The 18390-nt window shown below is 39.0% G+C and carries 14 protein-coding genes and 1 riboswitch; of the genes, 4 read left to right on the plus strand and 10 right to left on the minus strand.

From position 1 onward, the window contains the following. Positions 1-98: 98 nt before the first annotated feature. Together parC and parE are read right to left on the minus strand one after the other, a co-directional pair. Entirely contained in the window at positions 99-2528 is a 2430-nt protein-coding gene (gene parC / locus MHI10_RS09940) for a DNA topoisomerase IV subunit A (protein ID WP_340785094.1), read from the minus strand. Continuing rightward, positions 2529-4499 (minus strand): DNA topoisomerase IV subunit B, encoded by a 1971-nt coding sequence (parE, locus tag MHI10_RS09945; RefSeq protein WP_340785095.1) that lies wholly within the window; start codon positions 4497-4499, stop codon positions 2529-2531. It abuts the gene before it with no gap. A gap of 305 nt (positions 4500-4804) precedes the next feature. Between parE and plsY the strand changes: the two genes are divergently transcribed. From plsY to MHI10_RS09960, 3 genes are all read left to right on the plus strand, one after another. Next, positions 4805-5407: a glycerol-3-phosphate 1-O-acyltransferase PlsY gene (gene plsY, locus MHI10_RS09950; protein ID WP_340785096.1), complete on the plus strand. Its 603-nt coding sequence runs from the start codon at positions 4805-4807 to the stop codon at positions 5405-5407. 325 nt (positions 5408-5732) lie between these two features. After that, complete coding sequence (locus tag MHI10_RS09955; RefSeq protein WP_340785098.1) at positions 5733-6023, plus strand: HesB/YadR/YfhF family protein; 291 nt, start codon at positions 5733-5735, stop codon at positions 6021-6023. 135 nt (positions 6024-6158) lie between these two features. After that, positions 6159-6785, plus strand: coding sequence for a YczE/YyaS/YitT family protein (locus tag MHI10_RS09960; protein WP_445683217.1), 627 nt, complete (start codon positions 6159-6161; stop codon positions 6783-6785). 222 nt (positions 6786-7007) lie between these two features. Here the strand turns inward: MHI10_RS09960 and MHI10_RS09965 are convergent, their stop codons facing one another. From MHI10_RS09965 to MHI10_RS09975, 3 genes are read right to left on the minus strand one after another with little or no spacing between them, the layout of a single operon-like run. Then, on the minus strand, positions 7008-7826 hold the full coding sequence (locus MHI10_RS09965) for a MetQ/NlpA family ABC transporter substrate-binding protein (protein WP_340785102.1): 819 nt from the start codon (positions 7824-7826) through the stop codon (positions 7008-7010). A 15-nt stretch (positions 7827-7841) separates the two neighbouring features. After that, positions 7842-8504 carry a methionine ABC transporter permease gene (locus MHI10_RS09970; protein ID WP_340785104.1) on the minus strand — a complete coding sequence of 221 codons (663 nt, stop codon included), beginning with the start codon at positions 8502-8504 and terminating at the stop codon, positions 7842-7844. Further along, positions 8505-9245, minus strand: coding sequence for a methionine ABC transporter ATP-binding protein (locus tag MHI10_RS09975; protein WP_340785105.1), 741 nt, complete (start codon positions 9243-9245; stop codon positions 8505-8507). A gap of 301 nt (positions 9246-9546) precedes the next feature. On the opposite strand from MHI10_RS09975, the gene MHI10_RS09980 reads away from it, so the two are divergent. Continuing rightward, a complete protein-coding gene (locus tag MHI10_RS09980) occupies positions 9547-10317 on the plus strand; it encodes an ABC transporter ATP-binding protein (protein ID WP_340785107.1) in 771 nt (256 codons plus the stop codon). 60 nt (positions 10318-10377) lie between these two features. On the opposite strand, the gene metA is transcribed toward MHI10_RS09980, so the two are convergent. From metA to MHI10_RS10005, 5 genes are all read right to left on the minus strand, one after another. Beyond that, the gene (gene metA, locus MHI10_RS09985; RefSeq protein WP_340785108.1) at positions 10378-11319 is read right to left on the minus strand and encodes a homoserine O-acetyltransferase MetA; all 942 of its coding nucleotides are present in this window, start codon (positions 11317-11319) and stop codon (positions 10378-10380) included. Between the two features lie 76 nt (positions 11320-11395). Continuing rightward, positions 11396-11505, minus strand: a riboswitch (SAM riboswitch). A 144-nt stretch (positions 11506-11649) separates the two neighbouring features. After that, the gene (locus MHI10_RS09990; RefSeq protein ID WP_340785110.1) at positions 11650-12429 is read right to left on the minus strand and encodes a hypothetical protein; all 780 of its coding nucleotides are present in this window, start codon (positions 12427-12429) and stop codon (positions 11650-11652) included. Positions 12430-12638: 209 nt separating this feature from the next. Beyond that, positions 12639-13277 carry a hypothetical protein gene (locus tag MHI10_RS09995; protein WP_340785111.1) on the minus strand — a complete coding sequence of 213 codons (639 nt, stop codon included), beginning with the start codon at positions 13275-13277 and terminating at the stop codon, positions 12639-12641. Between the two features lie 443 nt (positions 13278-13720). Continuing rightward, positions 13721-14464, minus strand: coding sequence for a nucleoside-diphosphate sugar epimerase (locus tag MHI10_RS10000; RefSeq protein ID WP_340785112.1), 744 nt, complete (start codon positions 14462-14464; stop codon positions 13721-13723). 15 nt (positions 14465-14479) lie between these two features. Beyond that, the gene (locus MHI10_RS10005; protein ID WP_340785114.1) at positions 14480-18232 is read right to left on the minus strand and encodes an AAA domain-containing protein; all 3753 of its coding nucleotides are present in this window, start codon (positions 18230-18232) and stop codon (positions 14480-14482) included. Positions 18233-18390: the final 158 nt, after the last annotated feature.

Raw genomic sequence — 18390 nt, forward strand, 5'->3', positions numbered from 1 at the left:
TTAAATTGTTATCCCCTTCCTAATCAATTGGTATATAAGCATACGAGGAATGAAAAAAGACATCGACCAATGCAATTTGCATGGCGATGTCTTTTTCATTAATTATTCTTCTCGATATAAGCCCGTACAAGCTTACCATCTGTAGTTGGGTCCACGCGCAATGAGCCGTTAGAATAGCGGTCAGCACGTGTCAGCGTTGTTATTTGAATGGCTTCTTGAACGCCTTTTTCTGTTTCTAAAACAACGGTATTACTAAAGTGAACAACTAATACTTCAAAAATACGATGTGGATTTGCTTTTAATTCTTTTAATGTCACGACCCCGCGCTTAGCACGGTTGCCAAGTTCAATTTCAGAAATGCTCATGCGCTTAATAGCTCCGCGCTGCGTAACAATGACAAGTTCCTGCGCGCTATTTGGCTGTAAAACGGCCACTGCTGCAAGATATTCCTCGTCTTTTATAACAATCCCTTTCACCCCTGCTGTCCTCACCCCTGTAACAGGTAGTTCATTCATTGGGAAGCGAATTGTATAGCTTGTATTCGTTACTAACAATAGCTCATCATTTTCCGTTACAAGAGTAGCAAAAATCATTTCATCTTGTTCTTTGACGTTCATCGTTTTAATCGGCTTAGAATAGCGTGTAACGACATAATCGGACAAGGATGAACGTTTAATCTGCCCGTCCTTTGTCGCAGTAAATACATACTTCTCAGGCTGCTCAAACGTATCAATGCCAATGACTTGAAGAATTTCTTCATTTGCCTCTAACGGAACGATACTTGAAATATGTTGACCGAGATCTTTCCAACGAATATCGGGTAGTTCATGGACCGGTTGGAAAATATAATTGCCGCGATTTGTAAAGAGCAATAGATGATGCTGTGTATTGATATTTGCTTCAAATAATAAATAATCCGATTCTTTCATGGCGAAATCTTTGCCGTTCGAAGCATTATGTGAACGTAGGCTAGTGCGTTTTACATAACCATCTTTCGTTACAGTTACGATGACTTCCTCACTTGGAACGAGTACATCAAGCGTGATTTTTAGTTCTTCAATTTCTGCTTCAATTGTTGAAAGACGTGGCACAGCAAAACGTTTACGAATATCTGTCAATTCCGTTTTGATCACACGAATTAATTTCTTCTCATCCGCTAAAATGGCTGTCAATTTAATGACAAGTTGATCTAACTCTTCATGCTCATGTTGTAGCTCCGTAATATCAGTATTCGTTAAACGATATAGTTGCAAGCTGACAATAGACTCTGCTTGTTCCTCGGAAAAATCAAATTTGTTAATAATATTTGTTTTCGCATCACGCTTATCTTTAGAAGCACGGATTGTAGCGATGACTTCATCTAAAATCGATAAAGCCTTCATTAGCCCCTCAACAATATGTAAACGGTCTTCTGCACGTTTTAAATCATATTGACAGCGACGACGGATGATTTCTTTTTGATGGTCGATGTAGGCATCTAGCATTAAAGGTAATGTCATCATCGTTGGACGGCGTTCGTGAATGGCAATCATATTGAAGTTGTAAGAAACTTGTAAGTCTGTTGATTTAAATAGGAAATTTAAGATGCCTTGTGATGGCACGTCTTTTTTCAACTCAATGACAATACGTAAACCATTGCGGTCCGATTCATCACGAATTTCAGAAATTCCTTCTAATCGGCGATCGCTCACACGTAGCTCATCCATTTTGCGAATTAAATTGGCTTTATTCACTTCGAATGGGATTTCGGTAATGATAATTTGTTCTTTACTGCCTTTAATTGCTTCGATTTCGGTACGGGAGCGAACGATAATTTTGCCCTTCCCTGTTTCGTACGCCTTTTTAATCCCGTCTACGCCCTGAATAATGCCACCTGTTGGAAAATCTGGTCCTTTAATAACGGTCATCAGTTCATCCGTCGTACAGTTCGGTTTGTCTAGACGCATTAATACGCCATCTAATACTTCTTGTAAATTATGTGGTGGAATATCTGTCGCATAACCAGCAGATATTCCGGTAGCACCATTGACAAGTAAATTTGGGAAACGTGATGGTAACACAGTCGGTTCCATATCTTGGTCATCAAAGTTAGGTACGAATTCAACGGTGTTTTTATTAATATCGCGAAGCATTTCCGCAGCAATGGACGATAAACGTGCTTCTGTATAACGCATCGCTGCTGGTGAATCACCATCGACAGAACCGTTATTCCCGTGCATTTCGATTAACATATGACGTGATTTCCAGTCCTGACTCATGCGGACCATTGCTTCATAAACGGATGAATCGCCATGTGGGTGATAGTTACCGATAACGTTTCCGACTGTTTTCGCAGACTTTCGGAATGGCTTATCGAACGTATTGCCCTCATGGAACATCGCATATAAAATACGGCGTTGTACAGGTTTTAGCCCATCACGTGTATCCGGTAATGCGCGATCTTGAATAATATATTTGGAGTACCGTCCGAAACGGTCTCCCATTACTTCTTCTAGTGGTAAATCTTGAAATTTTTCAACAAAGCTCATTTAGTTAACCTCCTCATGTTGGATGAATTCATTTTCTAAAATGCTTGCATCCTCTTCCATGCCGAAGTTTACATTCTTTTCAATCCATTTGCGGCGCGGTTCTACTTTATCACCCATTAATGTTGTGACGTGACGTTCTGCACGTGCGCCGTCTTCAATTTTTACGCGAATTAATGTACGCGTTTCAGGATTCATCGTTGTATCCCATAATTGATCGGCATTCATCTCACCTAAACCTTTATAACGTTGGATAATATAACCTTTACCGATTTTTTTGATGGCGGCCTGTAATTCGGTTTCTGTCCATGCATAAACGAGTTCTTGTTTTTTGCCCGCTCCTTTTGACACTTTATAAAGCGGCGGTAAAGCGATAAATACTTTCCCTGCCTCGATAAGTGGTCGCATATAACGGTAAAAGAATGTTAATAAAAGCACTTGAATATGCGCGCCATCTGTATCGGCATCGGTCATAATAACAACTTTGTCATAGGCTGCATCCGCTACTGTAAAGTCTGCACCAACACCAGCACCAATCGTATGGATAATGGTTGCGATTTCTTCATTTTTCATAATGTCTTGTAACTTGGCTTTTTCGGTATTAATGACTTTTCCGCGCAACGGTAAAATCGCTTGGAATGTGCGGTCGCGTCCTTGTTTCGCTGAGCCACCTGCCGAATCACCCTCTACTAGGTATAATTCATTGCGTGCGGCATTTTTTGACTGTGCCGGTGTCAGCTTACCTGATAGCAACGTACTGGATTTTTTCTTTTTCCCGTTACGTGCATCATCTCGTGCTTTTCGGGCTGCTTCACGGACTTGCTGAGCTCGAAGCGCCTTACGTACTAACGATGCCGACAGTTCTGCATTTTCTTCTAATACGTATAGTAATTTTTCAAACACGACCGTATCCACAGCAGAACGTGCCTCACTCGTACCAAGTTTGCCTTTTGTTTGGCCTTCAAATTGCAGTAATTGTTCCGGAATTCGAACGGAAACGATCCCTGTTAAGCCTTCGCGAATATCGGCACCTTCTAGATTTTTATCTTTTTCCTTAAGTAAGCCAATTTTTCGTGCATACTCATTGAATACTCGTGTTAATGCAGCTTTGGCACCTGTCTCATGCGTTCCACCATCTTTTGTGCGGACGTTATTTACGAACGATAAAATGGTTTCTGAATAGCCATCATTAAATTGGAAAGCAAACTCAACTTCAATTTCTGAAATGAGCCCTTCTACGTATTTAACCGGGTGAAGAACATCTTTTTCCTCGTTTAAATAACTTACAAACGCCTCAATACCGTTTTCATAGTGGAATACTTCATGCTTTCCTTCTCCACGTTCGTCGATTAATTCGATTTTTAATCCCTTTAATAAAAAGGCTGACTCTCTTAAGCGCTCCGCTAAAGTATCGTAGTTATACTTTGTTACAGAGAAAATCGTCTCATCCGGTAAGAAATGGACGAATGTTCCCGTTTCTTTCGTTTTGCCGATAATATCTAGCGATGTAACAGGCTTCCCGCCATCCTCAAAACGTTGGCGGAAAATTTCACCTTCCCGATGAATGGTTACTTCTAAAAAAGTTGATAAAGCATTTACAACAGAGGAGCCTACCCCATGCAAGCCACCACTCGTTTTGTAACCGCCTTGTCCAAACTTTCCACCTGCATGGAGCACGGTGAAAATAATTTCAGGCGTTGGTTTGCCCATTTTATGCATTCCTGTAGGCATACCCCGTCCGAAGTCGCGTACAGTAATACTATTATCTTTATGAATCTTTACTGTAATATGATTACCAAATCCAGCAAGTGCTTCATCAACGGCATTATCTACAATTTCAAATACTAAATGATGAAGACCTCGGCTATCAGTGGAACCAATATACATTCCTGGTCTTTTACGAACGGCTTCTAAACCTTCTAATACTTGTATGGCATCGTCATTATATGCGATGCCCGGTTGGTTTTTAACCAAAATGAAATCCCCTCCAAAACACAAACGAACGTTCTATTTACATTATTAATCGTACATACTATCGTACTTACTGTCAATTAGTGAATATGAAATAATCCACTTTGCAAAGATTAATTGTACCATCAACGAATGCGCATTAAAAGTTCATCATGCAATTCAATCATTACAATGTAACTTTTTTCCTGTATTAGCTCCGTTTTATAAGAAAAAATAATTCTTTCCTTCCATTCTAAAACGGTGTAGAATAATCATCACATAGTATTAGTACCAACTATTAATTTTGAAATTTGAAAGGAGCGCAACTAATGATTAATGGATTCATTCTCCTTTGTGCTTATGTAATCGGTTCGATACCTTCAGGGCTTTGGATCGGAAAAATATTTTATAATACAGATATTCGCCAGCATGGTAGTGGGAACTTAGGCGCAACCAATACATTTCGTGTGCTAGGAAAAAAACCAGGTCTTGTTGTTACATTAATTGACGTTTTTAAAGGGACAGCAGCAGTTCTATTATTAGCACTGCCATTCTTTTCAGACGCAACCATTCATCCGCTAATTTTAGGTGTTGTGGCGGTTGTTGGTCATATGTTCCCTATTTTTGCAGGCTTCCGCGGTGGGAAAGCTGTCGCAACAAGTGCAGGTGTTATTCTCGGTTATTCTTTGCCGCTTTTTATCGTGCTATTCTTCACATTTTTCCTGTCACTTAAAATGACGAAAATGGTCAGCTTAACGTCGATGATTACAGCGGTTGTTGCATTAATTTATAGCTCTGTTTATTGGATTGTTACTGGAGATTTTGCACTTTTCATTTTGATCGCCTTTTTAGCGACATTTATATTTTATCGTCACCGTGAAAATATAACACGTATTAAAAACGGGACAGAACCAAAAGTGAAATGGATTTAACTTGATTTAGCAAATAGAGGAACTTAGGCTAAGAACGCCACGTCGTGTGGCAACGCCTGAGTGACCAACATCGTGTTGGCCCAAGCATCAGTGGATGTCGCAGATTTTTAAAGGAATCTTTTCGAGCGTGCTTGAAAAAATCTGGACGCAATTACGCCGAGGCGTAATTGATAAGCTATGATAAATTCAAAACACATCTTTTTTCGCGATAAGAAAAAAGGTGTGTTTTTTAGTGGGAAAAGTCGATTTTTGTGGAAATTTAGGTCATCAACTTGTATGATTTGAGTTGAGACATGTATTGCATAATAGATTTTGAGGTGAGCTTATGGAAATTATACTATCAAACGAAGCAATTGAATGGTTCCGCAATGAAATGGAAATTGAAAATGGCGACTTTATTCGCTTTTATGCACGCTACGGTGGTTCCTCCCCTTTTCACGAAGGATTTTCATTAGGGATGAATCGTGAGTTACCACATGAAATGGGTGTAAATGTTGTTGTAGAGGATGTTCATTTTTATATTGAAAAGTCCGATGAATGGTTTTTTAATGAGCATAATTTAATCGTAAACGTCGATAAAAGCTTAGATGAATTAAGTTATACGTATGAAAAATAGTTAAGCCTTGGCATAATTGATCTGCAAGGTGAATTTTTAGAATTAATAGTTATCCCTCTTTTTCTCTTGTTGTCGTTATAATGGTAGTTAGATTATGACAACTAAGATGAAATATAGAGGGATTTTTTTATGAAGATAAAGCAAGAATTTTATTGGCGCTGCCTATTTTTTATAACAGGAATTATCGTGCTTTCTTTAGGCGTGACATTGACAATAAAGGGACAAGTACTTGGCGTCGGCTCGTGGGACGTGCTACATATCGGACTTGCGAAAAATGCGGGTTTGACGATTGGTGCATGGTCAATTTTATTGGGTGTGCTCATTTTAGTTATTGATGCACTTATTACGAAGCGGTTACCTCGAGCGGGTACGTATATCGATATGTTTTTAACAGGTATTTTTATTGATATATTTAACTTTTTATTACCAAATGCGAATGGGCTTATGGAGCAAACAATCGCCTTTATACTCGGCTTACTATTGCTTAGTTTTGGTTGTGGCATGTATATTGTCGCGAATTTAGGTGTAGGGCCGCGTGATACATTGATGCTACTCATTGTTAAAAAGCTAAACTGGTCTGTTAAGCGCGCACGTACAACGATTGAAATTAGCGTTGCGGTACTAGGTTTCCTATTGGGCGGACCGATTGGTATTGGAACGGTTATAATGGCTTTTGCTTTAGGACCGATTATACAGTGGGCTCTAAGCGTCAATGAAAAGCTATTTTACCGCGCTGCTGGTGTAGAAAGCGCGATTAATTAACTTGATTCAGCAAATGAATTTGCTGAATTAAGTTAAGCCCCGGCGGATGTCACAGATTTTTTAGGGGAGTTTTTCGAGCGAGCTCGAAAAAATCTGGACGCAATTACGCCAAGGCGTAATTGATTTAATAAAAAAGAGCTGAGATGAATCGACAAGTAGTATACCTTACTACAGGATATTTCGATTCGTCTCAGCTTTGTTTTGTCTTGCAATGAGTTATGTTTAAAACGCAGGTATTGCTGTCTCTTTATGGTTTTCCTCTAAAAATTTACGAACAGTATCGCTTGTCATTGCTGCTTTTAATTTTTGAATTGCTTCGTCATTTTGATTTTCTTCACGCGTAACGAGTTGAATCGCAAATTCATTCCCTTCGCCTTCCGTTAAAATCGCATCTTCTGAAGGTGTTAGGCCAAGTGGCGCGGCATACGCTGGATACATAACTACCGCATCCGCCTCATCATACATACGTGCAAGCATTAACAAATCCACTTCTTTAAATTGCAGATTTTTCACGTTTGTCGTAATGTCCTTTATAGTAAAATAAGGACCCGTTTTTTCTTGCAGTTCAATCGCATCTGACATTGCTAATAGACGTAATGTCCGGTCGATATTTGATGCATCATTTGCGATCGCAATCGAAGCCCCCTCAGGTAAAGCATCCCATGACTCAAAGTTTTTTGCGTAAATGCCAAAGTTCGGGTAATAAATTTCTTGAATGGCAACTAAATCACTATTGTTGTTGCGATTATATTCCTGCATAAAGAATTGATGTTGGAAAAAGTTCGCATCCACTTCATTTGCTGCTAAAGCGGCATTTGGTTGTACATTATCCCCTAAAATAACGACTTCTAGTTCAATGTTATCCGCTGCTAAAATCGGTTTAACTTGCTCTAAAATTTCTGTCATTGGTGGAATCAATGATGCTACTTTTAAAACCGTTTTTTCTGTTGATGTCGTATCCACATCTTTTTCTTTCTTGTCACCACAAGCAGCTAATACAAGGACGAATAGCGCGGTAACAACGAACAAATATTTCTTCATTTGAATTCTCCCTACCTATCGTTTATCTATTTTTCTTGCAACTGTCATTCCAATGATTTGAATGAGCTGTACAAGAAGTATCATAATGATGATCATATACATCATAAGATCCGTTCGGAATTGCTGATAGCCATAGCGGATAGCAAAGTCTCCAATGCCTCCACCACCTACGACGCCCATTATCGTCGAATAAGAAATAAAACTAATGGTCGAAGTTGTTAAACCAAGCACAAGACCTGATCGTGCTTCAACATATAAAAACTTGAAAATAATAGCGTTTACAGAAGCGCCCATTGAAATTGCAGCTTCTATAACACCTTTTGGCACATCCAATAATGATTGCTCAACCAAACGAGAATAATGCGCAATTGCGATAATTGCAAGCGGAACAATCGCCGCAGTCGTACCAATGGCTGTCCCTACAAGCAAACGTGTAAATGGAATTAAAAAAACAACTAATAATAAAAACGGAAACGAACGGATAATGTTAACGAGCAAATTGAGTACAGTATGAATAAATTTGTTCTCTAACACTTTTCCTTTTTGACATAAAAACAGCAATGTCCCGACTGGCAATCCGACTAAAACAGCTGCTAGTATAGAAGCACCAACCATTATGAATGTTTCTAAAATGGCTTGTACAATTTCTGCTTGATACTGAATGAGTACATCTGGCATCTAGTTATTCGCCCCCATTCGTAAAGCGTCTACAAATGACTGCGGATGTGCTTCAATCGCATGAATACCTATCGGCTTAATGTCGAGTGTCTCATAAATTTGCCCTTGTGAGAGGACGCTTACACAGGTACAAATGCTTTTAATAACATCCATTTCATGACTAACAATTACAATGGTCACGCCTAGCGCCTCATTGATCGACTGTAAAACGGATAAAATCTCATTCGTTGTAGAAGGATCCAGTGATGAGGTCGGCTCATCGCATAATAAAATCGTTGGATTGTTCGCAATGGCACGAGCAATAGCAACACGCTGTTTTTGCCCACCGCTTAGTTGTGCAGGATATTTTTGATGCATCGCTTCCAACCCGACAAATTGTAAGCATTCCCCTACCCTAGCCTTACGTTCGCTTTTTGGAAAATTAGCGAGTTCTAAGGCAATTTCGATATTTTGAAAGACGGTTTTATTCGCAACAAGATTGAACTGCTGAAAAATCATCCCAATCGATTTCCGTGCCTCACGTAGCCTTCCATTCGATAAATTCGTCAAGTTTTGTCCCTCTATAAACACTTCTCCAGCAGTTGGACGTTCTAACAAATTCATCATACGTAGCAATGTGGATTTCCCCGCTCCACTTGGACCAATCAATCCATAAATAGCCCCTTTTTGAATGGATATCGATACGTCAAGAATGGCCATTTCATTATTAAATTTTTTACTTACTGTTTTTAATTGAATCATAAAAGAATCCCTACCTATGTATTAACTTGCTTCATACCGATTTTAAGTATAACGTTTTTTATTTAAATTGAAAGGAATATTCATTCTTTTTGCTTAACTTTTTCAAAGGAGGCGATAAAAAAACGTCTAAAATGCTGGATTAACAACGTTTTGAGAGGATTTTTTATTATATAGAATATTCTACTGAGTTTGTAATGAAATGCTATTCAATTGAGAGGTATTGCCTTTTTTATTAAAAATCTCCGCATGTACTTTCTGAATTTTATAAAATATTGCATAATTAGAAGTGGAGGTGTTTTAAATGATACATATCGAAAATATTCATCTTTACCGCAATGAAAAAGTCATACTGAAAGATTTCAGTTGGCACGTTGAAAGAGATCAGCATTGGGCGATTTTAGGCTTAAATGGTTCGGGGAAAACAACTTTATTAAAGGTGATTAACGGCTATATTTGGCCAAATGCGGGAACGGTGCAAGTGCTGGGAGAAACGTATGGTAAAACGTATATTCCAAAGCTTCGAATGCGAATCGGATGGGTAAGTAATGCGATGATTGACAACTTTAATCTGCAGGACAATGCGGTTGAAATTGTACTGAGTGGGATGTTTGGAGCGTTGCGCTTATTTGAAGAAGTAACTGATGCCGATATAAAGAAAGCGGTAGAAATAATGACGCATTTTAATTGTGCCCATTTAGCGAATAAAACGTTTGAACATCTATCTCAAGGGGAAAGACAGCGCGTTCAAATTGCGCGGGCGATAATGGCCAATCCGGAAATATTAATTTTGGATGAACCTTGTGGTGGTTTAGATTTGATTGAACGAGAAAATTTGCTGCAAACGATTGAAAAAATTTCACAGCAACCAGGTGGACCGACACTTATTTATGTAACGCATCATGTAGAAGAAATATTACCTTGTTTTTCTCACGTTTTGCTTATGAAGGATGGTCAGGCGTACGATCAAGGAAATCGGCAAGCCTTGTTAACCGAGCAGCAGTTAAGCGCCTTTTTCAATACCCCTGTTCACCTTCAAATGGAACGTGATCGCACATGGGTGGCGTTGAAGTAAGATATGAATGAATTAAATCAGCTCCTATCGTCAATTTTAGTGATAGGAGCTAGATTCGTTTTAAATATGATATTCTAATGCATCTTCAACAAAATGCCATTCATATGGTGTTTCTTGGTACACATAATAGTTCAACCAGTTATAAAATAGTAAATGTGAATGTGCACGCCAAGTATTTTTTGGTTCTTTTTGTGGATCATTATTTGGGAAGTAATTGACCGGAATTTCTGTTTGTTCCGGGTCCTTCTCCAAATCACGGAAATATTCATCCGATAGTGTTGTTGCATCGTATTCTAAATGACCGGTAATCATAATATGCTTATTATTTTTTGATTGGACGATAAATACCCCAGCATCATCTGAATAACTCAACAAACGCAATTCTGGATGGGCGCGGACTTCCTCAATCGAAACCGAGGTATGACGTGAATGTGGTGCGACATAATGATCACTGAAGCCGCGCACTAAATCTACGGTTAAATCCGTTATAACATGTGAATAAATACCCGAGCATTTTTTCGGTAATTCAAATTTCCCTATGCCGAAGCGATGGTATAATGCCGCTTGTGCTCCCCAACATATATGCATAATCGACGTGACATTTTTATCCGCCCAATCCATCACTTCCTGAATCTCTTGCCAATAACCAACCTCTTCAAATTCCATCTTTTCAACAGGAGCCCCAGTAATAATGAGTCCGTCATAGCGGCGATGTTTAATTTCATCAAATGTTTGATAAAACGTGTCTAAATGTGACTTCGAGACATTTTTGGATTCGTATGTAGCTGTGTTTAAAAATGTCACGTTCACTTGTAATGGTGTATTGCCAAGTAAGCGTAAAAGTTGTAGCTCCGTTTTTTCCTTTTCCGGCATTAAATTAAACACTAAAATATTTAACGGACGAATTTGCTGTGTTTTCGCGCGGTCTTCTTCCATTACGAAAATTTTCTCTTGTCGCAGTAATTCCCCAGCTGGTAATTGTTTTTGAATGTTAATAGGCATGCTCGTTCCCCCAATTTTTCTTTATTAAAATCAAAAATCCCTCATTCCAGAAAAAGAATGAGGGACTCTAAGTTCGCTCTTATCTTTCAAGGGAAAATCCCTTGCTGGAAGTAGCACCTTTCTAATCTAAATTAGAGGTTGCTGAAGCTTCATCGGGCCATTCCCCTCCGCTTCTCTTGATAAGTCTTATTGAATTGTTAACCATCGTAACATGGATTTGGGAATTTTGCAATAATTCTTAAAAATGTGTTACCAGAACATTGTAAATCGCCAAAATCCTGACACTAATCGCTCTTCTCTTAAGTTATTTTCCATCGTTCCTTCCAACAATCACTTATTGCTTGGCATCTTTTCAAGCTCTACTTCCTTCCAGTCTGTACGATCATCCTTGTCGTAACCAGTCATCTCAGAAGCATTCACCATTTCGCCTGTTTTGACATCAAAAAATACGGTCATCCTTAAGCTGTCATTCTCGCTGTTAGGAGAATTCGGTGAAATCCCCATGATTCTAAGCAAATAACGTCGTTCAGAGGAGTTTGGGTCAGTAAGAAATCCAGAAATACTAAAATGATACCCCTTAATCCAGTCATCCTCTACTTTAGGATCCTCTGGCTGTATATCCAATACTTCAATCGCTTTTTTAATTGCCTCGGGAGAATCAATTTTAATGTCAGAAACAGCATATTGTCCCTTCTGAAGCAAATTGTTATCGTCCTCGCTCATCCAGGCATCGACTTTTCCATCATTGATATATAGGTTAATATGAATATTCCCCTTTTTACTCCCAAATAGAACATTCCACGCAATTCTTTTACCGTCCGCACCTTCATTTTTTCCTTGCGAACTAGTCGTATCATCTGTACTTGTCAAATGGATAAGCAAGGGTTCTTCTTCTGTATACTTCTTCGCCTCTTCATATCCAAGGAGCACAGCTTCCATCATGGATAATGTTTTCTTTTCACCGGTTTGCTCTTTGCTTATTGATGTAGCCTGTTCTACTGGTTTATGTATAGAACCGCCGGATTGGCCAATCTTTAGTGTATATAATAGAAAGACTGCACTCGCAATCAATATAACAAAAACTATGCTAATATATCTATTCTTTAACAAGTGCATTCTCTCCTAAGGTCGTAAAGTTGATTTACGACGAATACTCATAATCAAGTTTGGTAACCCCATACTTAATTGCAGATGTAGGTGTTACACGAATGATAAGTTATTTGGCAGGTGACAATCTGCATCTCTTATAAGACCAATGATTAGTATTGGTGTGGCGGCTGCCTGTTCCACCCTTAAAAATGTATTATTTTACGAGGTCCCTATTTTACTTTTGTGCTGAGTCTTTGCAATATATTAACAGCTTTCATATTACTTTGATAACCGATTAAATTGCCAAACTTAAAATTTTTTGATGCTCTTGCCCCAAACTCAGCAATCCAATCTCTGCGCCCATTCCTATCAGCAGGTGTTTCACACATATTAAAACTAGATGGAACACCTGGTACATTTTGTTTTAAATGGTTAGTAGCACGCTCGAAATCAAATGTCATAAGCATATGTTCTTTGGAAGATATTTCTCCTGCCTCAAATAATGCATTGGATATTTCAACAATTTCTTCAAAAGTAGCACTTCGAACATCGTATTTACTAGAAAGTTCTTCATAAACAGTAGATGAGTCTTTTTGTGTAGTCGCTATCGTTTGGGGGATATTAAATGCCCTTCCCCCAGTGTCCATCTTGGCGGTGTTTTTCGCATAGAAAGCTTTTGTTTGATAAGATGCAGCGGTACTAATATTCATGTAATGATTCCCCTCTTCACATATATAATTTTCTGAATTAATACTTATATCGGTTATCAAACCTATATTTTGGAGTAATTTTTGTGCAATATTTACCTTGAGTTTCCTTATAAACATCAACGTATCATCTGTGGAAACAGTCAATCTTTTTTGAACCATATTCATCTCGCACCTATAATTATAAATGTGCTACACTATTTATAGAACTGATTATTCAGTCATTAATGAAAAGATCATCAATTTAAGACGTAAATAAGGTGGGACAAGTGATGGGAGCATGGATAGGTCAAATAATAATTTTCCTTATATTATTAGCTATGATTTATGGTGTTTATTATGCGATTCGATTAACTTTCTCTATTGTAAAAAAATATAAAGATGATATTTAAACGGGTAAATTCGCTAATAGACGGACAAAACTTGAAATAAACGCATAAATTCTAAAATAGACGGACAAAACTCAAAATAGACGCATAAAGTCCAAAATAGACGAACAAAACTCGAAATATGATGTAATTTTGAAATAGCCATCAAATAAAGGACTTGCAAGTATGATTGATTATCATTTATGCAAGTCCTTTTGTTAGATTCATTTAACTCTTTTACCAGGTTTCCTTCTCATGCATAAAAACAACCGAAGCCACTTCTACATCCCATTCATTCGTCAACGTGTTATAAACCCGTACTTCATGCCGCTCTTCCTTTTGATCGTAAAGGACAAAGCACAGCACGGGCACATCATTAATTTGAATGGATTCCGTTGCATGGATGGACGTAATAAATGTTTGCACTTCATCTTCTGCAAGTTCGTTTTCTTGTTCGAGTGTCTGCAAATGCTCGATTAACATCGCTTCATCAAGTGCCCCGATTTCCTCGGACTCCATATACGGGAAGCTGTCAGGAAACTGTTCGATATCTAATAATGCCTCAATATCCCCTTGTAATACGTCCTTGTGCAACGCGCTATATTGTAAGTGACGCGACACAAGCGGCAATTCTTCTTCAAAAATCCCCGCCTGTAGCTGCGCAAGCCCTTTCGTCGTCAATGTGTAATGCTCGTCTTTTTCAATCATATGAAGATGCATCATTTTATTCGTTAAATCGTGAATAAAAAGCGGCTCTACTAATAAAATATCCGCTAAAATCGCAGGGCTTTGTAGTTTCGCTTTTTGAAAGGAAAGCAGCATCATTTTCATTAAAATATCCATCGCATTGCGGACAACGGGATGATAACTCACTTCCAATGTATGAACGGGTATGGAATACTGCAGTTGTTTTTTTATTTCAATGTTCGGATTTTGCAGCAGCTCTTTTGCTAATTTTTCTTGAAATGCATGTAAATCCATTGTTTTGCTCCTTTCTTACGATTTAATTAAGTGGTAGCCATCCTGCTGCTTCACGGTTTCAAGTAACTGTCCGTACATTGCCTTTGTTTTTTCCTGCTTCGGACGTTTTGTAAACATTGTGGCACTTCCAATCAGCATAAGCAGCTCACGGGCACGAGATAAGGCGACATTTAAACGGCGGTAATCTTTCGCAAAGCCAATATCCCCGCGCTCATTTGCATGATTACGCACCATGCTGACGATGATGACATCCATCTCCATCCCTTGGAATTTATCGACAGAACCTGTACGAATATGCAGATGCGGAACGGAAATTTCTTGTTCAATTAAACGATTAATGCGCTTCACTTGCTCCGCATAGAAAGAAATAACACCGACGGATTTCAATGCATCTTCGGCAATAAGTCCTTGTTGCTTGGCGTTTGCAGTTGCTTCGTTCATTGCAATAAGCTGCTGTTTTATTTGCTCAAGTTCACTAGCATTAAATAAGCTGGAACCTTCTTTCATACGTTCCTCGAAATGCTGCTTGTCATTTGGAACATCAAGCCACATTAAATGGTTTTCACGCTTCACTAAATCGGTTTCTAAATAATGATCCCGTAATTGATCGGAATCTTCTAACCCACATTGCAATGTTTCATTTTCATTTTTATAAAACGGTGCAATGGTCGCCATAATATTTTCATGCATGCGGTATTGAATCGCGAGCATCGTTTTATTTTGCTTCGGAAGGTTTTTATACAAACGCTCGAATAAGGACTCTTCCAGTAATTTTTCAAGCTCACGTTTCTCTTCAAATGTCGTACTTTCCTTCACCACTTGCTCTAACGTTTCTTCAAATGTTTCGTCGCCTACAAGTGGTGGCAACTGATGATGATCCCCTACTAAGATGACTTTCGCGCCTTTCAGCATCGGTAAAAGAAGCTCGGGTGGTGTCGCTTTGGAAACTTCGTCAATGATTACGACATCAAACGTCGGATAATTGTCCATAAATTCTTTGTTGGCAGAAGCAACGCATGTTGTGCCGATCACATTGGCATGTTTTACATATAGCTTACGGATTTCTTCTAAGTCATGACTGTTTGCCTGTCCTAATAAGCTATGCCACTCTGTTTGCAGCTGTTGCGTAACCGGTAGCATGTCGATTTTTAAGCGTAAGCCAACAATTTCTTCATTGCATGTGTTCAATGCTTCTTCCGTTTGTGCAAGCGCTTGTTCAGGGTTTGACCGTGTTAATTGTTCCAGTTCCGCGCGTCGTTTTTCAAGCTGAACTCCTTGTACATTAATTTCTTTGAATTTTCCGGTTTGTTGTTCGAGTGTTTCATTGCCAAGCGATAATTGCTCTGTCAGCACTTGAAGTTCTTCAAACTTTTTCACATGTTGTGTTTCAAGCTTTTCACGATTGCCGATTTGCGTTTCGATTTTCACTTGTTCTAACTCGTTATGTGAAAGCTGTTCTTCTAACTCATCAATTGATACAGCAGGAATAAAATCAGTAGGGATCGCGTCTTGAATCGTCGTCATTTGTAGCGAGATTTTTTCGAGCTCCTGTTGTAATCCCTGTGATTTTTGAGCTTTTTCACTATTTTGCTCTTTGAACTGGGTAATGATTTCTTCTTTTAGCTTTTCAAAAATGAGTACTGTTTCACGAATGCCGTCCATAAATTTTCCATTGAGCTGATCGAGGTATTGCTTACGTAAATGAAGCCCCTGAATCGAGCGTGTTCCGTTAGTTGCATTCACCTTTTTGTCCCGAAAAGCCGTGCTCAGCTTCGTTAAAAACTCACTTACTTCTGCTAATGAATACGTATGATTCATCGGTAAATCAGCAGGTGTCACATGAATCCCAAGTGCCGTTTCGCTATATTTAATCGCTTTTTCAATTCGCTCGTATACTTCTTTAATCGGTTTATACTGTTCCATTTCAGGTTGAAGTCGCTCGAGTGCCGTCAACAAACGATCCATCGCATAATTACGACGAATATTGTACTGCTCCATAAACTCTTCAATTTGAACAACCTTTTTCAAAGCGGCAATTGTATCAATTAATGACTCATAATTGGATGTTTCCTGCTCGCGTTCTATTGCTTGTGCGAGCTGCTGTTGTTTTGCTTCAAGCTGTTGGAGTTGACGACTTTGCTGAGAAAAATGAATCTTTTCGGTAGCGGTTTTTTTGTCCTTTTGTAGCTGCTGTAATTTTTCTTGTAAGGCGTTAGTCGTTTCACCTTGTTCAAGCTGTGTAATGAAGCCTTGGACAATCTCGTTAAGCGGTGTATGCGTTTGCTGTAATTTCTCTAATGTGCGCTCCGTTTCATCGAGTGCTTTATTGCAAACGGTTAACTCCTTTTTTAATGCTGATATTTTTTCTGCTAATAGATGAAGTTCAGCTTCGGCGGCTTGCTTTTGATCAATCTGCTGCTGAAGTTCCAACTGTTTTTGTTGTAACGTAGTAATATCTTCTTCAATTGCTTGTATGTTTTCCGTTAATAATTGCTCTTTTTGTGCATGCAAAGAAATTTCATCTGAAATCGCTTCAAACGTTTGTTTTTGCCAGTAAGATGCGACATTTTCTTCGATGAATTTCTTGCCTTCCTCTTCAATACTTTCCGTGCGACCGTAGCGTAAAATGCGGATGTCCTGATTCGAAAGTAAACGGCTGAGCGCATTATCTACGGCTAAGTTCGATTGGGAGGCAACGAGCGTTTTCAATCCGGCCTTCGCATTTTGATAGCAAATTTCTGAAATAACCGTCGTTTTACCGGTTCCGGGCGGGCCTTGGATGACGTACAAATCTTCCGCACTCATCGCTCCTGCAACAGCGGCTTGTTGGAATTCATTTAAACGATTATGAAATTCGAGCTCGACCGCTTTGTTATGCTCAGCTAGAACAGGCTTGTCTTCAAATAAAATTGTTTCGAGATTGGCATTGGCCGCTAAGCCTTCTTTTAATCGCTCAAAGCCCTTTAATAGACGTTTAAGCTGAGATTTTGTGGAGGCATTAGAAAATGAAACATCCTCTGATTGAAAATGAAGTTCGTTTTTTCGTGCTAATTGCGCGTTAAACGGTTTTAATTCAATTTCAACCGATTGCTCTGCGCGGTTCACTTTTACTACTTCGCCAATTTCCTGCACATAGCCACGTAGGCGCGCACTCAGTCCTTTTATTTGCTGCCACTGCTTTTTCTCCACATTGGCAAGGCGCATCGTCATATGTGAAAAAGCGGCATTATACGTAACGGTCGAAAAACGCGCATGAATATCTTCAATGTCGGCGTTTTTATTTTGTACTTTTAAATACCCTTCCCAACTCGAAATCCGTTTATTGACATAGTCAAATCGCTCCTGAGCAATGGGCAAAGCAGCAAGCATTTGCGTAAAGTTTTCTTTATATGTATGTCCGCTAATGCGTGATGGCACAAAATGAATTTGCATCGCTTGACGTCGATTTGTTGCGACTGGAGTCCCTTTGCCTCGCGTTCGGAAGCTTTTTGCTAGGAGTCCATTTTTCGGATCAAATACACAATCCATAATGACGACACGTTCATTAAATTTTTGCTTTAACGTTTTATTTTTTTCATTATCAAAATAAAGTGTGATATTCATTTGCTCATCTTCCACTGAAACCTTCTCAATATGAACGATGAAATATTGTTGGAAATTAAAAAAGGCGTGTTCATCTGGAACATGCTGCTTCAACGCTTCACGCGCGGTATTCGTCAATAAAATGTGACAGCGCGTTTGCTCATATGTCATTGTTTTCTGAACCATGAACACTCTCCTCTCAATCAATTACGCCTCGGCGTAATTGTGTCCAGATTTTTTCGAGCTCGCTCGAAAAGCTCCTCTTAAAATCTGTGACATCCGCCGGGGGATTTAAGATGATTCAGCTTGGTGCTGAATCATCTTAAATAGTCATAGCTCCCATT

It is taken from the genome of Solibacillus sp. FSL K6-1523 (assembly GCF_038005225.1).
Lineage (GTDB): Bacteria > Bacillota > Bacilli > Bacillales_A > Planococcaceae > Solibacillus.